This is a genomic window from Candidatus Endomicrobium procryptotermitis, assembly GCA_031279415.1.
GTDB lineage: Bacteria > Elusimicrobiota > Endomicrobiia > Endomicrobiales > Endomicrobiaceae > Endomicrobium_B > Endomicrobium_B procryptotermitis.
Map to the genome: position 1 here is coordinate 15,270 of JAITIP010000037.1, position 14,610 is coordinate 29,879.

13 protein-coding genes are annotated in these 14,610 nt (G+C 35.8%); all 13 read left to right on the forward strand.

The window, feature by feature from the left end; all coding sequences use genetic code 11:
- Positions 1-45 precede the first annotated feature (45 nt).
- Positions 46-453 carry a prepilin-type N-terminal cleavage/methylation domain-containing protein gene (locus tag LBD46_07095; GenBank protein MDR2426921.1) on the forward strand — a complete coding sequence of 136 codons (408 nt, stop codon included), beginning with the start codon at positions 46-48 and terminating at the stop codon, positions 451-453.
- Positions 454-463: 10 nt separating this feature from the next.
- Positions 464-2,104: a prepilin-type N-terminal cleavage/methylation domain-containing protein gene (locus tag LBD46_07100; protein ID MDR2426922.1), complete on the forward strand. Its 1,641-nt coding sequence runs from the start codon at positions 464-466 to the stop codon at positions 2,102-2,104.
- Complete coding sequence (locus tag LBD46_07105; protein ID MDR2426923.1) at positions 2,101-3,030, forward strand: prepilin-type N-terminal cleavage/methylation domain-containing protein; 930 nt, start codon at positions 2,101-2,103, stop codon at positions 3,028-3,030. Before LBD46_07100 ends, LBD46_07105 begins: the two co-directional genes overlap by 4 nt.
- A gap of 140 nt (positions 3,031-3,170) precedes the next feature.
- A complete protein-coding gene (locus LBD46_07110) occupies positions 3,171-3,977 on the forward strand; it encodes a hypothetical protein (protein MDR2426924.1) in 807 nt (268 codons plus the stop codon).
- A 2-nt stretch (positions 3,978-3,979) separates the two neighbouring features.
- The gene (locus LBD46_07115; protein MDR2426925.1) at positions 3,980-4,993 is read left to right on the forward strand and encodes a pilus assembly protein PilM; all 1,014 of its coding nucleotides are present in this window, start codon (positions 3,980-3,982) and stop codon (positions 4,991-4,993) included.
- A complete protein-coding gene (locus tag LBD46_07120) occupies positions 4,986-5,591 on the forward strand; it encodes a hypothetical protein (protein MDR2426926.1) in 606 nt (201 codons plus the stop codon). Before LBD46_07115 ends, LBD46_07120 begins: the two co-directional genes overlap by 8 nt.
- The gene (locus LBD46_07125) at positions 5,591-6,520 is read left to right on the forward strand and encodes a hypothetical protein (protein ID MDR2426927.1); all 930 of its coding nucleotides are present in this window, start codon (positions 5,591-5,593) and stop codon (positions 6,518-6,520) included. Before LBD46_07120 ends, LBD46_07125 begins: the two co-directional genes overlap by 1 nt.
- Positions 6,520-7,830, forward strand: a complete 1,311-nt coding sequence (locus LBD46_07130) for a secretin and TonB N-terminal domain-containing protein (protein ID MDR2426928.1) — start codon at positions 6,520-6,522, stop codon at positions 7,828-7,830. The genes LBD46_07125 and LBD46_07130 overlap by 1 nt, the downstream gene beginning before the upstream one ends.
- A gap of 12 nt (positions 7,831-7,842) precedes the next feature.
- The gene (locus tag LBD46_07135) at positions 7,843-8,406 is read left to right on the forward strand and encodes a response regulator (protein ID MDR2426929.1); all 564 of its coding nucleotides are present in this window, start codon (positions 7,843-7,845) and stop codon (positions 8,404-8,406) included.
- Between the two features lie 16 nt (positions 8,407-8,422).
- On the forward strand, positions 8,423-9,214 hold the full coding sequence (locus tag LBD46_07140) for a hypothetical protein (GenBank protein ID MDR2426930.1): 792 nt from the start codon (positions 8,423-8,425) through the stop codon (positions 9,212-9,214).
- A gap of 168 nt (positions 9,215-9,382) precedes the next feature.
- Positions 9,383-12,169, forward strand: coding sequence for a pyruvate, phosphate dikinase (ppdK, locus tag LBD46_07145; protein MDR2426931.1), 2,787 nt, complete (start codon positions 9,383-9,385; stop codon positions 12,167-12,169).
- A gap of 174 nt (positions 12,170-12,343) precedes the next feature.
- A complete protein-coding gene (locus LBD46_07150) occupies positions 12,344-13,747 on the forward strand; it encodes an OmpA family protein (GenBank protein ID MDR2426932.1) in 1,404 nt (467 codons plus the stop codon).
- Entirely contained in the window at positions 13,744-14,604 is an 861-nt protein-coding gene (locus LBD46_07155) for a hypothetical protein (GenBank protein ID MDR2426933.1), read from the forward strand. The genes LBD46_07150 and LBD46_07155 overlap by 4 nt, the downstream gene beginning before the upstream one ends.
- Positions 14,605-14,610 lie beyond the last annotated feature (6 nt).

Consider the following 14,610-nt stretch of genomic DNA (forward strand, 5'->3'; position numbering starts at 1 on the left):
TTATTTAATAGAATTGGATTGAACACGCCTTTTTAAGAGTTTTGAATGATTAAAAATAAACGCGGTTTCACCATGATTGAATTTATTATAGTGTTATTAATAAGCTCAGTGCTTATTGTTATTCTCTCAATAAGCAGAAGATCGCAAATTAAATCGACATATTTTCGTGAAGCTGATGTTCTTATTGCTGATATTGTAAATAAAGAGAATTTGGCTTATATGGCTGCAAATATTTCTACATTTTTTAATGTTCCTCTCTCATCTTATGCTCTTGTCGGCGGATTGGAGGTTGTAGATGGCAGAAAGTATTTATACTTTAATTCTTTCCAAGTTACAAATGCAGACAGTTCGTCGTTTATTGTCACTGTTTACGGAAATGAGGACAGCATAGCTAAAGGTGTGGTACGCAAAGTGAGATATCAGGATGGCGATATCATCCCGATTCTAAACTAGGAGAATGCTTATGAATAATCAAAAAGGTATGACATTAATTGAAGTGATGGTTGCTATGTTAGTGCTCTCTATTACTATGATTGGTGGCATCTCTTTTTTTACAAGCGCTTATAGAATAAATTATGCCTATATGGAATCAGCAAATAGAATTGACCATGCTTTAAGATATGTCGAAAAACTTAAAATCCAAAGGAGAGATTACCCTACTTTTGGAGCCTTTGCAAATAGCGGAGGAAACGGTTTTACTGCCTTTTTTGTCGACAGTGAGTTTAATGATGATTATTCAGCTGATCCTTATTTTTATGAAAATTATTTTTCTGGCACAATTAGAATTCCTGCAACTTTTACAACATCAAGTTTTCCAACCACTAATAGTAAAACTATGATTAATGGTACTCAACAGCCTACAGGATATTATTATTGGGATGAGGCTAGTAAAATCATGAATAGTACTGCACCATATACAGGCGATTTGGTGTCTACAGATTATCCCAGTAACGATTATCATAAATACAGAATATCATTGGCTTTTGAGGATGCCTATGCAAGTAACACTCCTCTTAAAGTCGGCGTTTCTGGCATTGTAGATTATTATTTAAACTATCATTATAATGGAACTGGAACAGAATTTTCAGATGCTTATTCAGAAACTACATTTACAAAAATGGCTAACTTCGCCAAACAAAATAAATACAGTTCAATATACGATAACAATAGAAAAATGCATAAGTATAATCAGATAACTTCTCTTTCCACAATGTTTTCAACTAGTAATATTTCCTTTTATATATTTCCTTCAGGAATAAAACAAACTACTATTAAAACTCCTGTCTCATTAAGAGAGGAAAATATTAATAATAGCTCTCCTGGGTATTATGTAACTCCATACAGTTATTTTAGTGTTTACGGTGGCAGTTCTGGAAGTAAAGCCTATGGCTATTACTATAAGCAGGCTTCGCCTTCTGTTGCAAGCCCAATTCTTTTGAAGAAAGGTAGTGTGCAGGAAAATACAGGAGAATCTTCTTCATTAATAGGCAATGAAAGTTTTTCTTTTGACAGCAGAAGATTTTACAGGTCTTATCCAAGTGAAACAAATCAGGATGAAATTGTTGAACTTAGAGATAAAGTCAGTAGTATTTATACTAGTTATACATATAAAGACTATGATGACGTTAACAAAACTGTTCTGCAAACTCCAGATCCAGCTGCAATTGGTAATGCCAATCTATATCATAAAGATGCGTTGTATGTTGCTTTAGTTTACAAAGGAGATGCTACTGGAAAAGAACAGATACATTATTTGTATTATTGGAACTACTATCCAGGCAGTGGCAGTATACCAGGCTATGTTACGCCGTATAATACTTATGCTTATGCTGCATATTTTAAACTGTTGCCTTCGGGAGAAATAAATCAGCGCAGGTTTACGAAATACAGACGCAGTGTGTATATATCTGTATGGCCTTTCAATAGTGATGCGCAGGCTAGGACTGCAATGAGAAATGCTATAGCTTACAGTCAGGATCTTAATGCTAGAATTAATTATATAAAAGATCAAGCAGGAAAAACACCTGGACAAAGGATGATAGTAATTCCATTCATACAGCTGTATGCAGATAATGATAATTCTACTCTTTGCGAGGCATTATGAAAATTAAGCAAAGAGGCAGACATGGATTTTCATTGATAGAAACGCTGATTACTATTGTTTTGGTTGGTATTTTATCTATGGCATGTGCCACTATGATGGTATTTGCGTATTCAATGTTTGAAAAAGTGATGGGTAATGGAACGGCGTCTATCGAATATAAAACTTTTAGATTCAGAACCGAAAAAATATTCAGAAATATGACAAAAGATGGACCGCTGATTTATGACTGGATCACTGATGATGTATGCAGCAAGGATAACAGACCTCCTGCAACTCCGAAAGAAGAAGAAAATTGCATAAAAATGGATGTGGAATACTTTCCTATCCCGTATGCGGGTGAAGTATTTACCAGAAAATATTATCAAACCGTGCCTGGTGCCGCAACTACCAAATATAAAGTGAACGGAGGAGCTGTAGATCCTGGTATTTGGGAGGGACATGTAGGCAGAACTGTTGCTGTTTACAGTTGTGTTGAAAATGAAAAAATCGATAAAAATTATAAAAGATATTTGATGACATTGGAAAAATCTACCGAAACAGCTAAAAAAATGGTTGTTTTATATTCATGGGATGCTAATCTAGACTCAAATGGCAAATTCCTTAAAATTGATTCTGAGTCGATGCAGAATGGGAACTATAATAAAAGTGATGCTTCTCTTCCAGGCGGAGGTTCTTCCCGCGCTCAAAGAGAAGTCCTACTGCACGATGTGTACGATTTTCAGGTAACGGCAAGATTAAGCAATCTGGCGCTTAACAGGATTACCGATCCTGACTTTGAAAATATCGCTGTTGTAAGGCTTTTTGTTAAGTTGGGAGAAGCTGCCGACGCACAATACTCTAATGATTTTATTTTTGCAAATAAAGCTATTTATGGTAATATCGATAGTTTTTTTACCGGGATAAATGAAAGTTATATAGTGCCTTGATATATAAAACGCAGCAATGTGTATTTTTTGATAAGCAATTAGACGGCAAAACAAGTAAGAGAGTTTTAAAAGATAATATTAAATTGTTAAATAAAAATATATTCTTCGGCTTATATTTTGTTTTTATTGTATAGGGAAAAATGAATAATAAAAAAGGAAGCATACTTGCCATAGTAATAATATTTATTTTTATATTTACCTTGCTTGGTATGTTTGCGATGAGGCTTGTTATTTTGCAGAACGAGATTTCCGACTCTGAGCTTTATTATACAAGAGCTCATTTTGCAGCTTTATATGGCAGCGAACTTGCTTTTTGGCGTATCATGCAGTGGGAAAATATCCCTACCAATTCAACCGTACTAAATCCTGACGGCAGAAAATTCCTTGCCAAGGAACCGTCTTGTTTTGGTTTTTCAAATAATGTCTGGTATCCTTTGCAGGGGCTTAAAATCATAGAAGAGAATTTTGCCGATGACATTTCTGGTGGAGCAGGCAGTGGTATTCATGTTGATGTGACTGTAGAAGAAGATTTAAATCCTAATATTAATGACGGATTTATTCCTGATACATCACCAACCAGTTTTGATCAAAAATACGGAACTTATAAATTTTATGTTATTAAAACCACTGCAACCATATATAGAAACCTTCAAGCCAAGTCAGGCGAAATATCGGAAGCTAAAGATTACTTGTATTTTATGATAGCTTATTCTACTGGAACTGCTGGAGCGAGAGCTTTGAAAAATGTTCCAGAGGCTGACGGTAATATCGTTATCGGATTTTATAATGATACTGAACTGATAAATATGTTTCCCGGTTTTTCGGGCGCAGAAAGGGAAAGACTTATAGAGGAAAAGACGCGGCATTATACTTCTGCGCCTTACAGATCGCTTATAACGGGAAAGGTTCAGCCTATTTTCAGATATTATATCAGAGGGAGGAGATAGATTTGATTGCTCTTGATTGGGGCGCGAAGTTTATTAAAGCTTGTGCTGTTTCGGCAAAAGGAGATGGAAAATATATAGTTTATGCTTCAATGATTTCTGCAGATGGTAAAAACGGAGAGAGGGAAGAAAACCCTTTACTTCTTAAAAATAAAGTAGACACTCTCTTGCGCCAGCTGAGAATTAAAGATAAAGAAACATCTTTATCGATAGGCGGTATTGATTTACTTGCCAGAGATTTTTCGTTGCCTAAAATGTCGCCTGAAAACATTGAAGGCGCTGTTATGATAGAAGCGGAAAACAGTATTTTTGAAACATTGGACGATATGTATTCGGATTATGAAATTCTGTCTAATTCCGATGCCGATAAAATGGACGTTTTATTCATTGCGTTTCCCAAAGACCATATAAACCATATTTTAGGTAGTTTTTCCCAATCCGAATTGGATATTGTCGGAATTGTGCCAGATAATATAGCTTTGGCAAATTGTTTTTTGGCTTTTGAAGCAAAAAGAGCTTTTTCGGAGTCTGTTGTTTTGGTTAATATCGGGCATGAAGTGTCAAATATTGCCATTATCGACAGAGGGGAACTCAAATTTATAAGAAATATGTATTTCGGCGGGTTGGATGTTACCAGAGAAATTGCCGAAATTTATGAGGTTGATTTAAATACTGCCGAGCAAATAAAAAGACAGCCAGAATTATGGGAAAGCATGGGTTTGAATATAAGGAATATTCTCAAAAAGAGTTCCAGCAATTTGCTTGAAGCAATATTTCATTCGATGGAATATGCAGTTTCCAGACAAAGAATAGGTAAAGTCGATAAAATATTGCTGACGGGCGGCGGTGCAATTTTGACGGGAATCGAAAATTTTATATATGAAACTTTAGGGGTGAATACAGAAAAATGGAATCCTTTAACTTCTTCCGATATCATAGGAGCGACGGATAAAGAAAAGGGGTTTTTTATTGCTGTGGCATTAGGGCTTGCTCTCCAAAAAGGAGAGAGTAATGTATAATATAAATCTTGTTCAGCGCGTCAGGGTTTCATCGAAAAAAAGCCTAAAAGCGGTTAAATTTTTTAAAATTATTTCGTTGCTTATGACTTTTGCCATCGCAGGGCTTATTGCTCATACCGTTCGCACGCTTATGGAAATAGAGAAAGTGATCGATCAAATCAATGAACTGAAGATAAAAATTGACGAAATCAGGCGTTTAAATAAAATAAAAGATTCTGAGTCCGAATGGACTTTAAATTATAATAAAATGCTTGCCATAAAAGATATGATCTCCAATAATACAAAAACTGGGCTAATGTTAAGAGAAGTTGGACTTTATATGCCCGAAGGCGATTTTTTATGTTCTTTCATATTAACTCCTGACAACATTATTAAAGAAACTGTTAAAGTGAATGCATTATCGGCAGCAAAAAATTTTAAAGATTTAAAATATGATAAAAATTCTTATATTGAAACGATAAAAACCGCTTATGAAAGAAGTTCGTATATCGGAAAAGATCCCATAGAAATAAACGGTGACCCAGAAGAGATAGAAATAAAACGTCATAAAGTGAGAGTTTTAAATGTGACAATGCCTTTTGTGACGGGTAAAAAATAATGGAAAATTATTCGAAAAAAAAATTAATTTATGTAATAATAAGAAATATTTTTTTTACCTTTGCTTTGATTGCGCTCTATCAGTATGTCTATAAAAATTTTGAACTGCGGCTTAAGGAACAAAATGTTTTATATGAAAAATTTCATAGCGTGTACAATGATTTGCAACAGTTTATAAAAATTAATGAAAATATGTATGAAACGAAGATACAGATAGAAGACATTATTAACAGCATCCCTTTAGATTATGTGCCGAATCAGGATTTATTGACGGGATATAGAGACAGGGTCATTGAGGTTGCTAAAAAATATTCCATAACCAATTCGACGGAAACTTTTGCAAGAGACGAAACTTCTGGTATAGTGACTTTGACTCTTAATTTTAAGCTGAAATACGAACTTTTATATAAATTTCTTTTTGATATCGAAATGTTTTCAAAGGTTCATTCTCTTTCTATAGATACCGAAGGTAACATTGAAGTCAGCAGCAGTCCTCTGCTTTACAGCGCTACGATAGATGATTATTTCAGTGGTAGATTTGGAAATATGGAAGAAGTAAAAGCCGCAGGTTATTTTAAAGAAATTTTTAAAAAATCTGCAGATCAAATAAATAAAATGGGACACATTCCTACGTGGCGGGACATAGATCCTGCGCCTAACAATCCGTTTTACGAATATGTTCCACCGCCGAAAACAAAATCGGAGGTCATAAGGAAAGTCATAAGGAGAAAACCGCCTCCAATGGATATTTCAGGTATCATCTTTGACGCTGCCAATCCTATTGTCATTATAGAAGGGAAAATATATAGAGTCGGTGATTTTTACAAAAAAAATAATATTATGGTTAAAATAGTAGCGATTCTGGAACGAACAATTACAGTTGAACTTGACGGGCAAAAATATATTATAAAGTTTAATAAGGAGGAGTAATGAAGAAGTTTTTAGTTTTGCTAATTTCTGTAGTAATACTGTCTGAAACAGCCTTTGCTGCTATTGAATCCAGGGGGTTGATTTCCGTTGACTTTCAGGGTACGACCCTTTATACGGTATTAAATATACTCAGTATGAAAACGGGGAGGAAATTTGTTACCGACGCGGATCTATTGAATAAGAAAATAGTATTGTCTCTTAAAGATGTTACTCCCGATGAAGCATTAAATGCCCTGCTTGACACATACGATTTGTACTATGTAAAACAAGGCGATACAAACATTTATGTTATTAAAAGCAAAAGCGACGTTTCTCCGATTACCGTATCTAAAGTTATTTTTTGTAATTATGCCAAAGCTTTGGATTTGGAAAAGGTGCTTCATGCAAGGCTTTCAAAAGGCGGCAAGATTGCTTCCGATGAAAGAACGAATTCAATCATTATAACGGATTTGGCCGACAGTATAGACAAAATGGAAAATCTTATCCGTTCGCTGGACGTGCCTACTCCGCAGGTTTTAATTGAAGCAAGAATAGTGGATGTAAACATAGGAAGTAATTTACAAATCGGTACGCAAATAGAAGATATTTTTAGAATGCCTAGAGCATACCAGAATGGCGCAGGGAAATGGACAATTGATTCGAACGGTCATGCTTGGATTGATCCAGTATCTATTATGGGTGAGGATAATATTCCGATGCAGTCGGCAAGATATACGACTGAATACAGTCAATATCTTTCATTGCCGCCTGTTGTAGGCACCGGCCGTTTAGCAACTGCAATTGTTGCCGGCGAGTGGAATATATTAGGCAATATTTTTATGGGACTTGAAGAAAAAGACGCAAAAATTCTCACAAATCCTAAATTGATAGTATTAAATAATCAGGAAGCCACTATTGAAATTATAGAAGAAATACCCTATCAATCGGATAGAATCATAGATTCCGAAACCACCGCTATTATGGCAACGACGTCATTTAAAGAAGTTGGTCTTAAGTTAAAAGTTAAGCCTCAAATTAACAGAGACGGAACAATCGTTTTGCAGGTTCAGCCGGAGCAAAGTTTTAGAACTGGAGAAGCTATTGAAGGCACCCCTGTTATTAATACCAGCAAAGCGGAAACAATTATGATGCTCAGAAGCGGAGAAACTGCTGTTATCGGAGGTTTAATAAGGGAAACGGAGACAAAAACCGAAAATAAGATTCCATTGCTGGGAGATATTCCGATTTTAGGCTATTTGTTTAAAAGTGTCGTAAAAAATAAAGTAAGATATGAACTTACAATATTTATTTCTGCAAAAATTATAAACTAAAAAGGTATTTAGGTGAGCTATTCGGTAAGAATATTAGTTATTGAAGATGAAGAAATAGTCAGAGAGACTTTAGCGGAAAACATAAGAGAAAAAGGTTTTTTTGTAGAAAGTGCCGAAAATGCAGTTTCCGCTCTTGAAATGATAAAAAAGTTTCATTATGATATTTTGTTAGTCGACTATCGTTTACCTGACATGAACGGTCTTGTGCTGATAAAAGAAGCTCTCATGATTTCAAAAGATACTGCTCCCATAATAGTTACGGGTTACAGTTCCGTTGAAACTGCCGTCGATGCTATGAGGATGGGAGCATATGATTATCTTTTAAAACCCGTTGATATCGAAGCTTTATTGTCAGAGATAAATACTATTTTACAGGAAAAAAATATTTTCAGAAGAGGAAAGGAAAGGTTTCACGAATTTATCATAAGTTCTTTAAAACCTTTAAATGACATGGAAGTTGTTATCTTAGCAAGTAAAGATAGTCTTATACCCTTTGAAAAAGAGGGTATATTAAAAAAAATAATTTCTATACCCGGAACGTTTGTAAGAAAAATAAAAGAATTTTATTGGGGATAGTGCTTAAGGAGCTTTTATGAGAATAAATTTATTATGTGCTCTTTTAATGACAGTGCTTTGTTGTGCCTTGGTGCAGGCCAGACCTAACAAAAGAGGTGCGGATTCCGACGAATATGCTGCAGCTGCAACATCGACTAAGAAATATCAAAAATACGATGCATCCCATTTGTCAAAAGTCGAAAATTATTATTTTGATGGCAGACTTGAAAAAGCAGAACTTATGCTTAATGAAATTCTGCTGGCTTATCCTGATAATACGGAAGCTCTTGAAATGAAGAATAAAATATTGATAATAAAAGAAAAACTGTTTGTTTTCAAAAGAAATACTGCTGAAGATTACTTTGTCGAATCGGAAAGAAGTCTTAGAGACGGAAATTATTACGAAGGATTATTGTATTATAAAAGAGCTGTCGATTTAATGCCGGAAATTTACGATGCCCAAAGATACAATACTATAATAGGAGAATTAAATGCTCAAGCTTTACGTTTTAGACGTTCGGACAGAAAAGAATTTCTGATTTCAGTAGAAGCTTTTCAGGATGGAAAGTTTAAGAAAGCTAAAAGTTTAATTGACAATTTATCACAAAGATACGAGAATATGTCCGATTACAGAGGAATGGCAGATTTTTATCAAATCGAGTACACAAACAAAAAGAGAATGAAAGATTATTTTAAAGAAGCGTTAAAGAATTTTAAGAAGGGCAGATATGAAAACGCAAGAAGCGCATTGGATTATGCGATAGCTATAAATCCTAAAGATTTGGATATAGCGCTTTTGTCAGAACAGATTAATTTGGAATTGCAATAAAATTAAACGGATGTGGGTTTTTAATCCTATCTTTTTTTGTAACCAATCTGTTTTTTCGCGGCATAAACCTGAAAATTATCAAAAAATGTCAGTATTGACTTTGATAAGTGTAATTTGTAGAATTTTGCTTGTTTAACGTCTGAAAAATATATGGAAAGGAGTAAGAAAATGCCTAAGAAGTACGTTTATTTTTTTGGTGGCGGAAAAGCTGACGGTGATGGAAGTATGAGAAATTTGCTTGGAGGAAAAGGCGCAAATCTTGCCGAAATGGCCGGGCATAGAGATCTAAAACTACCCGTTCCCCCCGGATTTACGATTACTACAGAAGTATGTACATATTATTATGAAAATAAAAAAAAGTATCCGAAAGAGCTTGAAAAACAGGTTGCTCAGGCTTTAAAAAGCGTCGAAAAAGTTATAGGTAAAAAATTTGGCGATATTAAAAATCCTCTTCTTGTTTCCGTGCGTTCCGGCGCCAGAAGTTCGATGCCAGGCATGATGGAAACGGTTCTAAACGTAGGTCTTACGACAAAAACTATTCCAGCTTTAATAGAAAAGACAAAAAACGAAAGATTTGTTTATGACGCTTATAGAAGGCTGATAATGATGTATTCGGATGTTGTCATGGAAAAAGCCGCCGGCATTGAGCCTAAAGATGACGAAGGAATTCGCAAACAGCTTGAAAGAATAATGGAAGAAAAGAAAAAAGAAAAAGGCATAACTCTTGACACCGATCTTACTGCGGAAGATTTAAAAGAGCTTGCCGAGAAATTTAAATCCAGAGTAAAAGAAGTTTTGGGTAAAAATTTTCCTGATGACCCGTTCGAGCAGGTTTGGGGCGGAATAGGCGCCGTGTTTGCTTCATGGAACGGAAAACGCGCAATAGCTTACAGAAAAATTGAAGGCATACCGGATGAATGGGGAACTGCAGTAAATGTTCAGTCGATGGTTTTCGGAAATATGGGAGACACGTCGGCTACGGGAGTGGCTTTTTCAAGAAATCCTGGAAATGGCGATCCGAGATTTTACGGCGAATATCTTATCAATGCGCAAGGCGAAGACGTTGTTGCAGGAATCAGGACGCCTGCTCCTATAAATGAAGCTGCAAAAAGCGAACATAACAAAGATGAAAAAACTCTTGAAGAAGTTATGCCTAAAATATACAAAGAATTATTTGCCATACAGAAAAGGCTTGAGAAGCATTACAAGGACATGCAGGATATAGAATTTACTATTGAAGACGGCAAACTTTGGATGCTTCAGTGTCGCAACGGAAAGAGGAACGGTCCTGCTGCGGTTAGAATGGCATTGGATATGGTAAAAGAAAAACTCATAACCAAAGAAGAAGCTGTTTTGAGAGTAAGTCCTGCGCAGCTTGATGAGCTTCTGCATCCTATCATAGATGCTCATGCGGAAAAATCTGCGGTCATTTTGGCAAAAGGTCTTCCTGCAGGTCCAGGAGGAGCTGTAGGCTCAATAGTTTTTTCATCTGAAGAAGCAATAGCTGCAGCAGAAGTCGGAAAGAAGGTTATTCTCATCAGAGAAGAAACCAATCCTGAAGACGTTGAAGGTATGAGAGCCGCTCAGGCTATTCTTACTGCCCGCGGAGGTATGACTTCGCATGCTGCTCTTGTAGCGCGCGGCTGGGGAAAATGCTGCATAGTCGGCTGTTCATCGATAGCCGTTGATTTAAATTCAAAAAGCATGACTATAGGCGGCAAGACTTTCAAAGAAAATGACTGGATTACTTTAAACGGCACCAAAGGAATAGTTTATGAAGGAAAACTCGACATGGTTGACGCCACTGAAAACGCTCTTCTTTTTGATTTCCTGAAAGTATGCGATGCCGTAAAAGTGTTAAAAGTCCGCACGAATGCGGAAACTCCCGCTGACGCAAAAAAAGCAAAATCTTTTGGCGCAGAAGGCATAGGATTGTTCAGAACTGAACATATGTTTTATGGAGAAAATTCTGAAAAACCACTTTTTGCTTTAAGAAAAATGATATTATCTTCGACTACCGAAGAGAGAGTGAAAGCGTTAAATGAAATTTTCCCATTCTTTAAAGATTCTATAAAAGGAACTCTTGAAGAGATGGATGGATATCCGGTAACGATAAGACTTCTTGATCCGCCGCTTCACGAGTTTATCCCTCAGGAAAAAGATAAGCAGCAAATAATTGCCGACAGCATAGGCATTACCCTTGATGAATTCAAAAAAAGGGCGGAAAAACTGCACGAGACAAATCCTATGATGGGACATAGAGGAGTGAGGCTTGGCATAACGTATCCCGAAATAACTGAAATGCAGATTCGTGCTATTTTCGAAGTGAGTGCGGAACTTATAAAAAACGGCAAAAAAGTACAGCCTGAAATTATGATACCAGTAACTTGTTCCATAAACGAACTTAAAAATCAGAAAGCTATAATTGAGAAAGTTTATAAAGAAGTTTTAGGAAAAACTGGAGTTAAAAAAATTCAATATTCCGTAGGAACAATGATAGAAATACCGAGAGCCGCTCTGCTTGCCGATCAAATGGCCGAAACTGCCGAGTTTTTCTCTTTCGGAACGAATGATTTGACGCAGATGAGTTTTGGTTTTTCAAGAGATGATATAGGCGCTTTCATGGGAGATTATCTTAATAAGAAAGTGCTGACTGACGATCCTTTTCAGACGGTAGACATTGAAGGCGTCGGACAACTAATATCTTACGCAACCGAACTCGGAAGAGACGTTCGTCCGGGAATAAAGCTGGGAATATGCGGGGAACACGGCGGCGATCCTAAATCCATAGAATTTTGCCATAACATAGGACTTACCTATGTGTCATGTTCACCTTTTAGAGTGCCGATTGCAAGGTTGGCAGCGGCACAGGCTGTGGTAAAACAGAAGAAATCCGAATGCGATAGCGATAGTACCCGCAGAAAATCTAAAGCCAAACCCAAAAAGAAAAAATAAGTTTTATGATAGTTAATTCCGGCCGGTATAAAAATATATCGGCCGGAATTTTGCATTTGCGTAATATATTGCCGTTATCCTTCTTAGTTCCAAGTCCCTAGCATCTCAAATTATAAAGGACAAAGCATTTAAACTTCCGAAATAAAACGGGAAATATAGTATAATAATAGTATTATGAAAAAATCTTTTTCATTATTATTGCTATTATTTTGTGCGACAGCCGTTTGCGGACAGACTGTGCGGGAAAAAACTTCTCTGACAGTTTCTGTTGAAAACACGTTATTTTCTGCCGTTGCTGAAAATAATGGCGGAGCAGTATTTAAAGCCGAAGTCAGAAATGCAAAAAAAATAAAATTATGGTTTCTGACAATAAGAAATAGTGAAGATAATAAAAAAGTAAGAGAATTTATCATAAAAAAAGCTCCGCTTCCGGAAACAGTTTTATGGGATGGATTAACTTCCGATGGAATGATTGCTCCCGATGGGCAATATTCGTATAAGTTTTTTGTTCTTGCCGATAAAGGCAGCGCGGTAGTCGAAAAATCAAAAGTTATCACCATAGATTCAACTCCTCCTTTTGTTTCTTTAAAATGTGATCGTGACGTATGCTTTATAAATCAGGAAGATGGCAAATTTAACAGAGACTTGGTCATTTATTTAAGTGCCGGCGACGAAAACGGCATAGATTTTTCCAAGAGTTATTTGGAAGTTTTAAGTTATAATGATAAAAGAGTGAAAGAGTTTCCTTTCAACGGTAAAATTCCGGAATTTGTTATCTGGAACGGAATAGATGAAGTTTATAATATGCCTCTTCCGGTTGGTAATTATACGGTAAATTTTGTTGTCGCCGATCAAGCAGGAAATGTTTCCCGTATTTCGAGCGAAATATCAATAGCGACTATGCCCAAGGATCCAGAACCGGAACTTCAAAAAGAAGTGGAAGTTAAAAAAGAGGAAAGAGGCCTTGTCATCAATCTTTCAAGCAAAGTTTTGTTTGACGTTTCAAAAAGCGAACTTAAGCCAGAAGCCGAAGACTCGCTGAATGAAGTTTCGGAAATTTTAAAAGTTTACTTAAAAAATAAAGTATTGATTGAAGGACATACCGACTCAAGCGGAAATAAAGAAAAAAATATGCAGCTTTCAGTTGAAAGAGCTCAATCCGTTTATGATTTTTTTGTTAAAGGAGGCATTGACGAAGAAAGAATGACGGTTTTAGGTTTTGGTCCAGACAAACCCGTTGCTTCAAACCATACGGAAAAAGGAAAAGAACAAAATCGCCGCGTTGAAATTATAATTTTAAAAACTCAAGAGCCTCAGCCTGAAACTGAGAAAAGTGAAGAAGCGCAAAAATCAGAAGAGCATTCGAATACTATTGAAAATGAAGATGTACCTGAATCACAGAAACAAGAGACTGAAAATTCGTCAAAGGAAGAAGTGCCAGAACCGCCAGAAATTGAAAATCTTCAAAAAGAATTTTATGAAGGATATGAACAAGAAAATATTTCTTCAGAAGTGTCCAAAACTGCCGAAAATGAAAGTTCAAATTCGGAAGATGGATCCATTATGGACGGTGAATGAAAAATATTTTAATAATCTTTTTACTGGTAATCTTCTTTTTCACTTTAATTTTTGCCGTGTACATAACGGGTTTTAAGATTTACTTCAACAGCGGCCGTCTTATAAAACAATCAAAGCATATTGTCAGAATGATTTTCCAGAGAGACAGTATTATTTCAAAGATAAAAATTTCTCCCTTCGGGAAGATTTCCGTAGAATCTTTTTCTATGGCACAGCGCGGAGGTTTTGATAAAGGCACTTTATTATCCATAAAATCCGTGTCTGCTCATGTTGATATACAAAGACTTTTTCGAAGGGAATTTTTGATAAAAGATATTCATGCACGCAGAATAAATATTGATCTGGATTATTCTTCAGGGAATTTTAATTATTATTTTTTTTCGAATGTTAAATATATTTTTATGAATAAATTTTCCGGATATGGCATGATAAAATCTGTTAAGGCGCATTCCATATTATTGGATGATGCAGAGGTTGCTCTGAAGCTCAAATCCGGCATGGTGAAATTTAAAAATATAGTTTTATTTTCAGAAGTTTTTAATCATGGAAATACTTTTGAAGGAACGGGAACTTTTGATTTTGAATTTAATGTTTTGTCTTCAAGCGCATCGTTTAGATTCAGTTATAATAAAGAGGAGCAAATCATTTATATAAGCGATTTTATAAGCCCGTCGCTTTCTTTTTCTGCTGAAGGTAAAATAAAATTTAAAGACGGCAAAGCGGATTTGGAATATACGGTTAAAATAAACAAAGAAAAATTTCCAACAATCCTGTCATTAATTCCCGGAATTCAATATTCCGCGGTCGCAAATGCACCGTCGGACGGAGCGGAAGAAATTATTATTTCTTATCACTAGGAGTGA

What these genes read in the sequence shown, in the direction of transcription:
- LBD46_07095 (MDR2426921.1), top strand. Translation starts at nt 46, where the DNA reads ATGATTAAAAATAAACGCGGTTTCACCATGATTGAATTTATTATAGTG.
- LBD46_07100 (MDR2426922.1), top strand. Translation starts at nt 464, where the DNA reads ATGAATAATCAAAAAGGTATGACATTAATTGAAGTGATGGTTGCTATG.
- LBD46_07105 (MDR2426923.1), top strand. Translation starts at nt 2,101, where the DNA reads ATGAAAATTAAGCAAAGAGGCAGACATGGATTTTCATTGATAGAAACG.
- LBD46_07110 (MDR2426924.1), top strand. Translation starts at nt 3,171, where the DNA reads ATGAATAATAAAAAAGGAAGCATACTTGCCATAGTAATAATATTTATT.
- LBD46_07120 (MDR2426926.1), top strand. Translation starts at nt 4,986, where the DNA reads ATGTATAATATAAATCTTGTTCAGCGCGTCAGGGTTTCATCGAAAAAA.
- LBD46_07125 (MDR2426927.1), top strand. Translation starts at nt 5,591, where the DNA reads ATGGAAAATTATTCGAAAAAAAAATTAATTTATGTAATAATAAGAAAT.
- LBD46_07130 (MDR2426928.1), top strand. Translation starts at nt 6,520, where the DNA reads ATGAAGAAGTTTTTAGTTTTGCTAATTTCTGTAGTAATACTGTCTGAA.
- LBD46_07140 (MDR2426930.1), top strand. Translation starts at nt 8,423, where the DNA reads ATGAGAATAAATTTATTATGTGCTCTTTTAATGACAGTGCTTTGTTGT.
- ppdK (MDR2426931.1), top strand. Translation starts at nt 9,383, where the DNA reads ATGCCTAAGAAGTACGTTTATTTTTTTGGTGGCGGAAAAGCTGACGGT.
- LBD46_07150 (MDR2426932.1), top strand. Translation starts at nt 12,344, where the DNA reads ATGAAAAAATCTTTTTCATTATTATTGCTATTATTTTGTGCGACAGCC.
- LBD46_07155 (MDR2426933.1), top strand. Translation starts at nt 13,744, where the DNA reads ATGAAAAATATTTTAATAATCTTTTTACTGGTAATCTTCTTTTTCACT.